Origin of the sequence: Flavobacterium sp. W21_SRS_FM3, from assembly GCF_052113625.1 — a bacterium.
Lineage (GTDB): Bacteria > Bacteroidota > Bacteroidia > Flavobacteriales > Flavobacteriaceae > Flavobacterium.
Genome location: NZ_JBGQOD010000004.1, coordinates 71507 through 84803, shown reverse-complemented (window position 1 = coordinate 84803; position 13297 = coordinate 71507). Strand labels below are relative to the sequence as shown.

Below are 13297 nucleotides of genomic sequence, written 5' to 3'. Positions count from 1 at the left end.
TTAGAAATAGCCTACCTTTGTGTAGGCTTTTTTATACCTAATTATGACAACAAAAACAGATATAACCACACTAGAAGATATTAAATTATTAGTAGACAGCTTTTACTCTAAAGTACAAAAGGATGATTTCATAGGTCCTATATTTAATGAAAAAATAGGCAATCGCTGGCCAGAACATTTGGAGAAAATGTATGGCTTTTGGCAAACCATTTTGCTAGAAGTCCACTCCTACTCTGGCAGCCCTTTTCCTCCGCACAAACATTTACCCGTAAACAAAGAGCACTTTGATCGCTGGATGGAAATATTTACAACAACAGTAGACTCTTTATTCATAGGTGCCATTGCTGATGAAGCGAAAATGCGCGCGAAGAATATGGCCGAAATGTTCAATTATAAAATCAACTATTTTAGAGATGCCGACCAAAAAGGAGATCTATTAAATTCAAAATAAAATGCCATGCGCAAATTCGTATTTCTTGCCCTCCTACCCCTTGCTGTTGTTTCTTGTTCTAGCCTAAAACGTACCGATACAGTTAACCCTAATCCAAAGCTGAAGTTCATCAATTCCATTGAAATTCCGTTTAATCAAGAGTTTAAAAATACTGTTGTAGGCGGACTATCCAGCATTGATTACGATCGTAAAAATGATTTGTATTATTTGATTTGTGACGATAGAGCCGTATATAATGACGCTCGCTTCTATACTGCCAAAATTCAATTAGCTACTGATACTATTCACCACATTGCTTTCAATGATGTGGTGGCTTTCAAAAATCCTGCTGGCAAAAAATACAGCAATTGGGAGACAAAACCATCCGAATCTATTGACCCAGAAGAACTGCGTTACAATCCAAAAACAAAATCAATAGTATGGAGTAGCGAAGGCGCTCGTGTGATCGCAAAGGATTTTGCGGTGATCCAAAATCCGTCATTGCAAAACGCAGCCTTACATGGCAGCTTTGTAAACGACTTTAGTTTGCCAGCCAACCTCAACATGCAAAAAGAGGAAAAGGGACCTCGCAGCAATGGTGTTCTAGAAGGAATTAGCTTTAACAGCGATTATAGTAAGCTGTACACTACTATCGAAGAACCGCTATACGAAGATAGTGAAGGAGCCACGACTACCAAAGGCGGTATGATTCGCATCTTTGAATTTGATAGTAAAACACGTAAAAACACCGCGCAATTTGGTTATTTACTAGATCCAATCGCACACGAACCCAATCCACAGACTGGTTTTGCCGTAAACGGCATCTCAACGATTCAGTATTATGATAAAAACCAACTTTTAGTGGTGGAGCGTTCGTACTCTGTGGGAAGACAAGCATGTACCATTAAGGTTTATTTATGTGATTTTACCAATGCTACTAATGCAAAAGACATTCCGTCATTGCAAAATGAGGGAGTTAAATTAGCCACTAAAAAACTCATCTTGAATATGGATGATTTAGGGATTTTTATTGATAATATCGAAGGGATTACTTTTGGACCTAAACTCTCCAATGGCAAGCAATCCCTACTTTTTGTCTCGGATAATAATTTCTCAGACAAACAGAAAACGCAGATTTTGCTTTTTGAAGTAGATTAAAAAAGTGTTTATTTATAAATATCGAAATCCGTAACAGTATAGTTGCGGATTTTTTTTTAATATTTATTCAACCGCATGGGATTTTGTTTTCCGTTAAAGATGTCAACAATTAAGATAGAATCTAGTCTACGTTCATAAATAATCTTATAAGACCAAATACTAATATGACGGAATTTTTCTTTGTTTATGATTGGATCTATTGCAAATTCAAAACGGGAATCACAAAGAGATTCTACTAAAGTAATTATCTTATTCAAAACCATTTCAGCATTTTGAGGACTATCTTCCAATATATAAAAATAGATTTTAGAAAGTGAATCTTTTGCTTCTTTAGACCACACTACAGTCATTTCTTTTTAGATAGAATAGAAGCCCGAACTTCCTCAGAAGTATAGGTTTCAGCACCATCAGCAACGGATTGACTTATTGATTCAATATGCGCTATATATTGAGACTTTGTTAAAGAATCACCATCAATAGTTTGACCAATAATAAGATCATTATTTAAAATAGCTTCTATTTTATCCAAAAGTGTTTCATCTTGAACTTCAATTAACTTTTTTATCAACTGGTTTTTATGAGCTTCAATATTCATAATTTCTTAATTTAATAAAGTAAAGATACGTAATTCAGTAAATTAATTTCTGGCCAGTAAAATAGTTTATTTTTTTTGTAGAATAATTCATAGCTAACACGTTTACTATCTATTATAAACAACACCTAATTATACATGAGATTCTTCCTTCGTCAGAATGACAAACTTCATGGACTCCCACTGGCGCTCGTTTGCAACGAGTGCCTATCTTAGTCAAAGGTACAATCGTAGCGTTTGTAATATGGATTACATAATCCATTTTTCTTGTTCGTGTGATTTTTCCGTTCTTCACAATGACTTGCTAAATCAAAATCATCTTCAAGTATAAGATATCAAATTAAACTTATACTCCCCTAGCCCCGAGTGAAATGCAAAGCTTTTTGTGAAGGCCGTTTTTTAGTTTTTCCTGTTATAGCAGAGCGACCGTAGGAAGCTCCTGCTGGAACTTTGGAAAAACAAACGGGCAAACAAAAACTTGCAATGAAAAGCGGGAAATGGCTTCTAGAATTCGTACTTTTGTAACTTAAACTACAACGTTTTCGATATGAATGCAACAATTGAAAGTAATCCGTTATTAGACCGATTACCCAAACATTTAAAGCAATTTATTAAACCTCAGGATTATAGCGATTATACGCCTATCAATCAAGCGGTATGGCGCTATGTGATGCGCAAAAACGTGGATTACCTTGCTCAAGTTGCGCATAGCTCGTACTTGGAAGGCTTGAAGAAAACTGGAATTGAGATTGACAATATCCCGAGTATGTACGGGATGAACCGCATTTTGACCGAAATAGGTTGGGCCGCTGTGGCCGTGGACGGATTTATTCCGCCTAATGCTTTTATGGAATTCCAAGCGTACAACGTTTTGGTGATTGCATCAGATATTCGTCAACTGGAACATATAGAATACACGCCTGCTCCTGATATTATTCATGAAGGCGCTGGCCATGCACCGATTATTGCAAATCCAGAGTATGCCGAATATTTACGCCGTTTTGGTGAGATAGGTTGTAAGGCGATTTCGTCTAGCAAGGATTACGAGATGTATGAGGCGATCCGACTTTTATCGATTGTGAAAGAAGCCGAAGGAACACCACAAGCTACAATTGACGCTGCCGAAAAAGCGGTGGAAGACTTGCAAAATAACATGGGCGAACTTTCAGAAATGGCACAAATACGCAACCTGCACTGGTGGACCGTGGAATATGGCTTGATAGGAACCGTTGAAAACCCTAAGATTTATGGCGCAGGATTATTGTCCTCCATTGGTGAAAGTGCCTATTGCATGACGGATCAAGTGAAGAAAATACCCTACGATATCTCAGCAGCTTACCAAAGTTTTGACATCACAAAGCTGCAACCGCAATTGTATGTCACACCAACTTTTGCTTATTTGAATTTAGTTTTAGAAGAATTTGCTAATAAAATGGCGTTACGAACAGGTGGTTTGTCTGGAATTGAGAAATTGACTAATTCTGCTGCTTTAGGAACTATTGAATTAAGTACCGGTTTACAAATTTCAGGTGTTTTTACCAATGTGATTGCACACGAAGGCAAACCTATTTATATACAAACTACTGGAAAAACGGCACTTGCTTCTCGCGAAAAAGAGTTGGTGGGTCACGGTACTTTGACACATCCTGATGGTTTTGGTAGTCCGATAGGAAAACTAGAAGGCATCAATCTTGCTATTGAAGACATGAGTCCGAAGGACTTAAATGCTTACGATATATTAGAATCTAAAACGGTAAAACTGGAATTTGAAGGCGGAATTACTGTCGAAGGTGAAATTGTAACGGGTTCTAGAAACTTACAAGGTGAGATTATCTTGATTCGTTTTAAAAACTGTACAGTGACACATGGCGGAACGGTTTTGTTCCAGCCAGAATGGGGTGTGTACGACATGGCTGTGGGTAAAAAAGTAGTTTCGGCTTTCTCTGGCCCTGCTGATGTGAATAGTTTTGACTTGATTACACATATGCCTTCGAGTACGACTATAAAAGCACAACATACTGCTGAACGTGATGACTTAGAGATTTTGTATCAAACTGTTCGAATAATACGAGAATCAAAAGATGTTTATGCGTCCTTATCCGACATTTTTGAAAATGTACAAAAGAACCATCCAAAAGACTGGTTGCTCTCGGTGGAAATTGCTGAACTTTTGAAAGATCGCAATGAGTCACAATTACTAGACAAAGTAGTGGCACATCTTGAAGCGCAAAAAATAAAGAGACCTGAAGTTGCACATTTGATTACCGGTGGTCTGGAATTGATTTTCGAAAATGCCAACGCATAAAACAAAGTAGTAATTCATAACTGGTTTTGAATGCGCTTATCACATAAAAAAACCGCAAATTCACTAAATAGCGTAGTAAATTTGCGGTTCTTTTTTATCATTAATCGAGTAGCTATAATTTAATTTGCTGCCCTAGTTCTTTATCATTTTCTATGACTTTACCTTCATACTTTAAAGTCCAGCCAAGGTTACTAGTGGTAATCAACAACTTAGACAATTCACTTATCAGGCGATTCTGAGCATTGCTCTTCAAGGTAGATTTTTCTATTTTCTTAGCTAAATTGGCTTTAACTGACTTGTTGATGGTGTTGTAATCATCACCTGTGAATGGATTCAGTTTACTTTGTTCGACATCATAGAATTTAATGTCTGGATTGATTTTTATTTCTTCTTTTGGAATAAAGACAATTGAGATTGTTTTATTAGCCTCATCAATATCGTATTTCATTTGGTGTAAGTCATAAGCAACGGTAACATCTGCATTGACAACAACCAAAGCTTTTTTATCAAAAGAAACCATTCCTAACAGGTATTTTTCCTTATTCTTATAGGTAATCACTTCAGAGAAATGCCCTTCGGTTACAATGAGCTTCCCTACATTTAAAATTTGTTGTTGTATTAAACCAGCACTATCTATAGTCGTGGCATCGTCTTCTTTCTTGAACTCACAAAACTTGAATAAAAGCAATACAGTGACTATTAAACCTAAAAATATAAAGAATCTTCTTAACATACTTAAAATTTCATGAATGAATATTGCGCGACCATTTCGCTGATTTTACTGTTCAAGTTTTGAACAAATTTTTGATGACTGACGCTGTTGGGATTAAATGGTCTGTGTTGTAGGCTCTTTTGAATGCTTGCAACCGCGTCCAGCGTGCTTAATGCCGAATCTGCAATTACAGTATCCTTAAAGCGCTCCCAAATGTAGTCTACAGCCACGGGCGTAGGATGTAACATATCACTATTGTAAAAACGATAATCCCGCAGCTCGTCCATCATAATCTCATAGCTTGGAAAATATTCTGTATTCAGTTGATAATCGACGGTACTCAGAATACTATGAATTGCCGAAATTAAATGAGACTTACTCAACTGGTTTTCGATATAACCATCTTTAATATGTCGAACAGGCGAAACGGTGAATATTACGCTCGCTGATGGATTCAATTTCTCGATTAATTTTAGTGTTCTGTCAATACTATTTTCGATAGCAGAAACAGAAAGTATTTGCTTATCAAATTGCTTTTGAGGTACTTTATGACAATTAGCAACAATTGTACTGCTTTCTATATTTTCATAAACCCAGGCTGTGCCATAAGTGATTATTATATGTGATGCATCACGCAGCTGCTGAGAGGTTGCATTGATAATCAAATTCAGTTCCTTGACTAACTCCTCTGCACTTTCATTGCTCAAAACAGAATGGGCATCATAAGAATGCCAATGATCGTTGTGAAAAAAAACATCAGCCGCGGTAAACTCTTTTTTAGAGACCGCAAAATCGATTAGCTTTTCGATTGCCAAGGGATGAAATAAAATTCCGAATGGATTACAAGAGTTTTGAAACTTAAAATACTCCAATTTTTCAGCAATATTGACTGCAAAACAAGAACCCAACGATACAATTTGTGAATTGTAACTTATTGGTTTGATACTATCAGCAATAGGTATTTGCGTTCTAAACTGCATATTGTACTGGATTATCTTTTACATATAGAAGAACTCCGTCTTTAAATAACCTGATTTTCCATTGGCAGGCATAATCGCTTCAGATACGTTTTCAATAGGATATCCCTCCTCATCGTATTTGTATGCATAAGAATAAAAATTAGCCGATGATGTACTCTGGTTATCCTGAGTTCTCACGATAGATCTTGTACTTATCATACTGTTGTTTTTTGAAACAGCGGCACCTCTATCTAGTAATTTATCATAACCCATTACGGATTGCATCGGATTTATTTTATCATCATACTCAAAAGTGTACGTATATTTTTCAATAACCCCAGCTTCTGAATTATCTAAAACGCGTTCTTCTTCTACTAAGTTACCATTTTTAAATACTAATTTGCCATGAAACTCTTTAATTTCTTTTCCATCAGCAGCTTTGGTAAACTTTTGGTATTCGACAACATGATCTGCAGCGTAAGTATATTTTATAACACTATTAGCTTCCTTAGCACTGACTAAATTGCCCTTTTGATACAAATAATCTGTTGTAATAGAAAGCTGCTTTTTATTGTCAAAAACTACCTTTTTAGTAATCAACTCATCAGTATAGCTATAGCTCGTTTTTGAATCTACTCCATCTATATTAACGATTTTATTGTCATCGTAACTGAAAGTTGAACTGCTTTTTTGCCCGTCCTCAGTTGTTTCCACAAGTCTCTTTATTAGTTTTTCACTATTTGACTTTTCTCCTGAACAAGAAACTAGCGTGAGTAAAAACAGTACAAAGAGGCTATATATATAATTGTTTTTTTTCATAGAATGTCAATCTCAATTTAATACTAAAAGGAATCTAAATTATTTTGTAATTCCTTTTCAAAACAAATCTACAAAATGAACAGGCGTGCTATTGACGCTAAAAATTTTAATCTTACTTCAAAAAATCTTTTGCTCTCTCCAAAGCCTCAGCAATCCCTTCCACTTTTTTACCACCTGCAGTTGCAAAGAAAGGCTGTCATCCTCCGCCTCCTTGGATGAATTTACCTAACTCGCGCACTACTTGTCCAGTATTTAGGTTCAAACTGGCTTAAATATTAACTAGCTATTAAAGAACTCTTTTAATAATATTATTGTTTTCTACAAACAATTCAGAAATACCTAAACATTTTATAATACTTTGAATTACATCCCAATACTTTTGAGAAAACCTATCATGACAACTATCTAATGTAGAAATTTCTTCTTGCTTTACCAAAAGAACAAATTCCTCAGAGACTGAAATTAACTCTTTTAATTCATCAAATAATTTAGAAGGCAATAAATAATTATTGGAATAAATTAAATTATCAATGTCTATTATTTTTAATTTAATATTCTGTAGCTCTTCTACTTCTTTAAAACCTTTAATAATATATAAATTTAATTGATGGAGCTCTGAATTCAACTGACCCATTATGCGAAATTGCTCCTTGTAAACAAGCTCTCTTAAAAAATTCCTTCTGTTCTTTGTTGTGTTCAAATAATTTAACAAACCTATTATAAAAGTTGATAATATACCTAAAATATAAAAGCCGTCTTTTAACTCCATAATTGTATAAATTATTAAAACCTATAATCGTTATTTATTGTATATACTCAACCGCTTTCTCCAAAGCCTCTGCAATCCCTTCCGCTTTTTTACCACCTGCAGTTGCAAAGAAAGGCTGTCCTCCTCCGCCTCCTTGGATGAATTTACCTAACTCGCGCACCACTTGTCCTGCGTTTAATCCTTTATCAGCCACTAGTTCTTTAGAGATATAACAACTCAACATGGGTTTTCCTTCTTCGGCTGTAGCCAAAACTAAAAACAGATTGGTTCCTAAAGTTCCTAATTCGTAAGCCAAATCTTTAGCACCTTCTGGATTTAAGTCTACTTGTTTTGCTAAAAACTGAATACCGTTTATTTCTTGTATTTCTTTAGCCAAGTCGCCTTTCATATTTTTAGCTTTGTCTTTTAACAAGCCTTCCAATTGTTTCTTCAATTTGGAATTTTCATCTTGTAAAGAAACAACAGCTTTCAAGGAATCTTGTGGGTTTTTTAAAGCTGACTTTATTTCGCCCAGCATACTTTCTTGAGCAGCAAAATAATTCTTTACTGCATCAGAAGTAATGGCTTCAATACGACGAATTCCAGCAGCTACAGCCCCTTCAGAAACAATCTTGAAAGACCAAATCTCAGCACTGTTTTTCACATGGATTCCGCCACATAATTCCATACTGTCTCCAAATTTAATCGCACGAACGGAATCTCCGTATTTTTCACCAAATAATGCCATCGCTCCTTCTTCTACCGCTTGCGCAAAAGGAATGTCTCTACGTTCAATTAATGGCAATTGTTCTTGGATCCTTGCGTTGACAAAATCTTCGACTTGTTTTAATTCTTCATCGGTCACTTTAGCAAAATGCGAAAAGTCAAAACGTAAATTATTTGGCGTTACTAATGATCCTTTTTGTTCTACGTGTGTTCCTAAAATCGTACGCAAAGCCAAATGCATTAAGTGCGTAGCCGAGTGATTTTTAGCAGAAGCTGCTCTTAAATCAGTATTTACCTTAGCTACAAAACTTGCGTTTACATTTTCAGGTAATTGCTTTGCTAATAATAATATCAGGTTATTTTCTTTCTTAGTATCGATAATTTGGATCGTCTCATTTGCTGAAACCAAAGTTCCTTTATCGCCTACTTGTCCTCCACCTTCTGGATAAAACGGACTGTTATCTACAACGATTTGGTATAAAACACCGTCTTTTTTAGAATCTACTTTACGAATACGTGTAATTTTTACATCAGCTGTAGTGTTGTCATAACCTACAAAAGTCTCCACATTTCCTGGAATTAAAACTGACCAGTCTTCTGTAGACACTTCAGATGCTGCACGAGAACGTGCTTTTTGCTCTTGCATGGCCGCATCAAAACCAGCTTCATCTAATGCTAAACCTCTTTCTCTTAAAATCAAAGCGGTTAAATCTTTTGGAAAACCAAAAGTATCATACAGTTCAAATGCCTTAGCTCCTGAAACTTCAGTTCCTTTTGTCTCTGCAATTACATTTTCTAATAATTGCAGTCCTTGATCCAAAGTTCTTAAGAATGAAGTTTCTTCCTCCCGAATCACATTAGTTACTAAGTTTTGTTGCGATTTGATTTCAGGGAAAAATTCACCCATTTGGTCTGCTAAAACAGCTACTAACTGGTAAATGAACGCTTCATTAGTATTTAAAAAGGTGAATCCGTAACGAATAGCACGACGTAAAATACGACGTATCACATATCCTGCTCCTGTATTAGATGGCAATTGCCCATCAGCAATAGCGAAGGCTACGGCACGCACGTGATCGACCACTACACGAATAGCAATATTGATTTTGTTTTGCTCTTCGCTTATATTTTTCACTTCGTTTGAAGTGTATTTTAATCCTGTTATTTGTTCGACCTTCTCAATAAGTGGCGTAAAAACATCGGTATCGTAATTTGATGTTACGTTTTGAATAGCCATACACAAACGCTCAAATCCCATTCCGGTATCCACGTGTTGTGCTGGTAATTTCTCTAAAGAACCATCTGCTTTACGGTTGAATTCCATAAATACGTTGTTCCAAATCTCTACTACTTGTGGATGATCTGCATTCACTAAACTTCTTCCAGTTACTGCTGCTCTTTCTTCATCCGTTCGCAAATCGATATGAATCTCAGAACACGGTCCGCATGGTCCTTGATCACCCATTTCCCAGAAATTGTCTTTTTTATTTCCTAGAATGATGCGATCTTCTGGTACAAATTGTTTCCAGATATCAAAGGCTTCTTGGTCAAAAGGCACATTTTCTGCTTCGTTTCCTTCAAATACAGAAACGTACAAACGGTCTTTGTCTAATTTTAAAACTTCGGTTAAGAATTCCCAAGCAAATGGCAATGCTTCTTTCTTGAAATAATCTCCAAAAGACCAGTTTCCTAGCATTTCAAACATCGTATGATGGTACGTATCAAAACCTACATCTTCTAGATCATTATGTTTACCTGAAACACGAAGACATTTTTGAGTATCGGCAATTCTAGTGCTTTTTGGCGTGGCGTTCCCTAGAAAATATTCTTTAAACTGTGCCATACCTGAGTTGTTGAACATCAATGTAGGATCATCTTTAAGAACTATAGGTGCAGAAGGAACTATTAAGTGCCCTTTACTTTGAAAAAAATCTAGAAATTGTTTACGTACGTCTTTTGAGTTCATTTTTTTTATTTAAATATTTAAAGATTTAAAAATTTAAAGATCATTTAGAATTGAATTTTTCAATCTTTTAATCATTCAATCTTTTAATTCCTTTTGCCCCAGATAGTAGTGTAAAGCTTCGAAATTTAGCAATCTATTTTTTCTTGCAGCTACAGAGCGACCAGCGGAAGCTCCTGTGGAGGCATTAGAAAAAAAGAGTGCTAAACGAGAACTTGTAACGAATAGCTGGAAAAGGCACATTATTTTATTTATTCCTGAAAAAAGGATGCAACAAATGAAACATTTATTAAATTTGTTCATCTAACACTTTTACAATGTGCAAAAATAGGGTATTTTAAAATATGGCGAAAGTAAAATATTATTACGATTCTGAAAATCTAGCGTATCGAAAAGTAAAGACTAAAAAGAGGTGGAAATTTGGCTTTGTAGTCCTGTTTTTAGTGGCTTCGGCGTTATTTGGATTTCTTTGTTTTATCATTTTATTGAACACGCCGTACTTTGAAACGCCAAAAGACCTGCTGCAGGCTCGAGAAATTGAAAATTTAAAGTTGAATTATGCGGTTTTAAATAAAAAAATGGATCAGGTTGACAATGTAATTGAAGCTATTGAAGATCGTGATAATAATTTATACCGTACCTATTTTAATACCGCTCCCATTCCAGAAGAGGAAAGGAAATCAGGTTTTGGTGAAGTAAATCGCTATGCTGCATTAGAAGGATATGACAACACCCAGCTGGTATTAAATACCACTAAAAGAATGGACGTACTTTCTAAAGAGCTTGCCATACAGTCTAAATCGTTAGATTACATTTTAAAATTAGCAAAAGAAAAAAACAAACTATTGGCTGCCATTCCTGCCATTCAGCCTGTCAGAAATGAAAATTTAAAACGCATGGCTTCTGGTTTTGGTTATCGAACGGATCCTTTTACTAAAGCTCGTAAGATGCATGAGGGAATGGACTTTACAGCAAATACAGGCGCTCCCATATACGCAACAGGAGATGGCGTTGTTGCCCAAGCCGACAATAAAGCCTCTGGCTTTGGAAATCACGTTGTCATTAGGCATGGTTATGGATACGAGACATTGTATGCTCATTTAAGCAAATACAACTGTCGAGCAGGACAAAGAGTCAAACGAGGTGACATCATAGGTTATGTGGGAAGTACGGGTAGATCAGAAGGACCACACTTGCATTATGAAGTACATAAGGATAAAAAGGTGGTGAATCCACTTAATTTTTATTACGGAAACATTTCGGCCGTGGAATACGTTGCGATTTCGCAGCTAGCCAACCAAGAAAATCAGTCTCTGGATTAAGGGATTATAAATCGAAGGCTTGAGATTGATTAGAGAAAAATAAAAACGGTTTGTAAATCGTACAGGAAAAAACCTGAAAGCTTTAAACCTGAAACAAAATTTAAAAATGCACATAGAACTTTCTAAAGATAAAAGGTATTACAGTATTGGCGAAATCGCTAAGGCATTTGATGTGAATGCCTCATTGATTCGTTTTTGGGACAGTGAATTTGACATTCTAAAACCAAAGAAAAACGCAAAAGGGAACAGAATGTTTACGCCAGAAGACGTTAAAAACCTGCAATTAATTTATCACTTAGTAAAGGAAAGAGGTTTTACACTAGAAGGCGCTAAAACACATTTAAAAGAAGGTCAAAAAAAGACTTTGGATAAATTTGAAATTATCCGAAAATTAGAAACAATCAGAACACAATTAACAAACATTAAAAATCAACTTTAAAATTAAACAAACATGAAAAGATTTTTGCCATGGATTATCGTAGCTATTGTAATAATAGGAATTTATAGCTGGGTTAAAGGAATTAACAATACTGCTGTAACCTTAAACCAAACTGTAGAACAGTCATGGGGAGATGTGCAAACGGCTTATCAACGTCGTAATGACCTTATAGGTAATTTAGTAAATACCGTAAAAGGTGCTGCTGACTTTGAAAAAAGTACTTTAACTGCAGTAATTGAGGCTCGTGCCAAAGCGACTCAAGTAACAGTTGACCCTGCGAACATTACACCAGAACAATTAGCTGAGTTCAACAAAGCGCAAAGTGGTGTAAGTAGTTCGTTATCACGTTTATTAGTTACTGTTGAGCAATATCCTGATTTGAAAGCCAACCAAAACTTCTTGAAATTACAAGATGAATTAGCGAGTACAGAAAATCAAATCTTAACTGCTAGAACACGTTTTAACGAGGCTGTAAAACCATATAATACGCATATCAAAACATTCCCAAATAGTATGTTTGCAGGTATGTTTGGTTTCAAAGAAAAAGCATATTTCAATGCTGTTGAAGGAGCGGATAAGCCAGTAGAAGTGAAGTTCTAAAACGACTGTTTACCGCAAATAAGTTTACAAAACAAACCCTAAGCTCACAAGTTAATACTTAGAGCTTAGGGTATAAAAATAAAAAAATGTCAAAAGTAGAAGATTTTTTAACCCCTGAAGAAGAACAAGAAATTGTAGAAGCAATTCGTGTGGCCGAAAAAAACACCTCTGGAGAAATAAGAGTACACCTCGAAAAAACGACAGATTTAGACCCTTTTGATCGCGCGCTAGAAGTTTTTAATGAACTAAAAATGGACGAGACCCAACTTAAAAATGGGGTATTAATCTATGTTGCTGTAAAGGATAAAACCTTTGTCATTTGTGGCGATCAAGGGATTAATGATATTGTTGAAAATAATTTTTGGGATAGCACTAAAGACATCATGGTCGCTCACTTTAAAAATGGTAACTTCAAACAAGGTTTGATAGATGGTATTTTAAAAGCAGGTGAAGAACTTAAGAAACATTTTCCTTGGTCCGAAGATGATACGAATGAATTATCAAACGAAATCTCAAAAGGATAA

General features: G+C 35.6%; 14 protein-coding genes. 7 read left to right on the top strand and 7 right to left on the bottom strand.

Annotated elements, in window-relative coordinates; all coding sequences use genetic code 11:
• The first annotated feature begins 43 nt into the window (after positions 1-43).
• Positions 44-451: a group III truncated hemoglobin gene (locus ACEN2K_RS08330; RefSeq protein ID WP_441758873.1), complete on the top strand. Its 408-nt coding sequence runs from the start codon at positions 44-46 to the stop codon at positions 449-451.
• Between the two features lie 6 nt (positions 452-457).
• The gene (locus tag ACEN2K_RS08325; protein WP_441758872.1) at positions 458-1588 is read left to right on the top strand and encodes an esterase-like activity of phytase family protein; all 1131 of its coding nucleotides are present in this window, start codon (positions 458-460) and stop codon (positions 1586-1588) included.
• A gap of 56 nt (positions 1589-1644) precedes the next feature.
• On the opposite strand, the gene ACEN2K_RS08320 is transcribed toward ACEN2K_RS08325, so the two are convergent.
• Both ACEN2K_RS08320 and ACEN2K_RS08315 read right to left on the bottom strand, forming a co-directional pair.
• Positions 1645-1938 carry a type II toxin-antitoxin system RelE/ParE family toxin gene (locus ACEN2K_RS08320; protein ID WP_441758871.1) on the bottom strand — a complete coding sequence of 98 codons (294 nt, stop codon included), beginning with the start codon at positions 1936-1938 and terminating at the stop codon, positions 1645-1647.
• Positions 1935-2183 (bottom strand): hypothetical protein, encoded by a 249-nt coding sequence (locus ACEN2K_RS08315; protein WP_441758870.1) that lies wholly within the window; start codon positions 2181-2183, stop codon positions 1935-1937. The genes ACEN2K_RS08320 and ACEN2K_RS08315 overlap by 4 nt, the downstream gene beginning before the upstream one ends.
• 544 nt (positions 2184-2727) lie before the next feature.
• Between ACEN2K_RS08315 and ACEN2K_RS08310 the strand changes: the two genes are divergently transcribed.
• Entirely contained in the window at positions 2728-4485 is a 1758-nt protein-coding gene (locus ACEN2K_RS08310) for an aromatic amino acid hydroxylase (RefSeq protein ID WP_441758869.1), read from the top strand.
• Positions 4486-4597: 112 nt separating this feature from the next.
• On the opposite strand, the gene ACEN2K_RS08305 is transcribed toward ACEN2K_RS08310, so the two are convergent.
• The 5 genes from ACEN2K_RS08305 to alaS form a co-directional block, all read right to left on the bottom strand.
• Entirely contained in the window at positions 4598-5218 is a 621-nt protein-coding gene (locus tag ACEN2K_RS08305) for a DUF4230 domain-containing protein (RefSeq protein ID WP_441758868.1), read from the bottom strand.
• 2 nt (positions 5219-5220) lie between these two features.
• Positions 5221-6177, bottom strand: coding sequence for a GSCFA domain-containing protein (locus ACEN2K_RS08300; RefSeq protein WP_441758867.1), 957 nt, complete (start codon positions 6175-6177; stop codon positions 5221-5223).
• An 18-nt stretch (positions 6178-6195) separates the two neighbouring features.
• Positions 6196-6975 carry a hypothetical protein gene (locus tag ACEN2K_RS08295; protein WP_441758866.1) on the bottom strand — a complete coding sequence of 260 codons (780 nt, stop codon included), beginning with the start codon at positions 6973-6975 and terminating at the stop codon, positions 6196-6198.
• 286 nt (positions 6976-7261) lie between these two features.
• Positions 7262-7744 carry a hypothetical protein gene (locus ACEN2K_RS08290; protein ID WP_441758865.1) on the bottom strand — a complete coding sequence of 161 codons (483 nt, stop codon included), beginning with the start codon at positions 7742-7744 and terminating at the stop codon, positions 7262-7264.
• A gap of 34 nt (positions 7745-7778) precedes the next feature.
• Entirely contained in the window at positions 7779-10415 is a 2637-nt protein-coding gene (gene alaS / locus ACEN2K_RS08285; protein WP_441758864.1) for an alanine--tRNA ligase, read from the bottom strand.
• A gap of 341 nt (positions 10416-10756) precedes the next feature.
• Here alaS and ACEN2K_RS08280 point away from each other — a divergent pair, with 341 nt between their 5' ends.
• From ACEN2K_RS08280 to ACEN2K_RS08265, 4 genes are all read left to right on the top strand, one after another.
• Positions 10757-11734: a M23 family metallopeptidase gene (locus tag ACEN2K_RS08280; RefSeq protein WP_441758863.1), complete on the top strand. Its 978-nt coding sequence runs from the start codon at positions 10757-10759 to the stop codon at positions 11732-11734.
• Positions 11735-11840: 106 nt separating this feature from the next.
• Complete coding sequence (locus tag ACEN2K_RS08275) at positions 11841-12173, top strand: MerR family transcriptional regulator (RefSeq protein WP_441758862.1); 333 nt, start codon at positions 11841-11843, stop codon at positions 12171-12173.
• Positions 12174-12185: 12 nt separating this feature from the next.
• Positions 12186-12773 carry a LemA family protein gene (locus ACEN2K_RS08270; RefSeq protein WP_441758861.1) on the top strand — a complete coding sequence of 196 codons (588 nt, stop codon included), beginning with the start codon at positions 12186-12188 and terminating at the stop codon, positions 12771-12773.
• An 86-nt stretch (positions 12774-12859) separates the two neighbouring features.
• Positions 12860-13297 (top strand): TPM domain-containing protein, encoded by a 438-nt coding sequence (locus tag ACEN2K_RS08265; RefSeq protein ID WP_441758860.1) that lies wholly within the window; start codon positions 12860-12862, stop codon positions 13295-13297.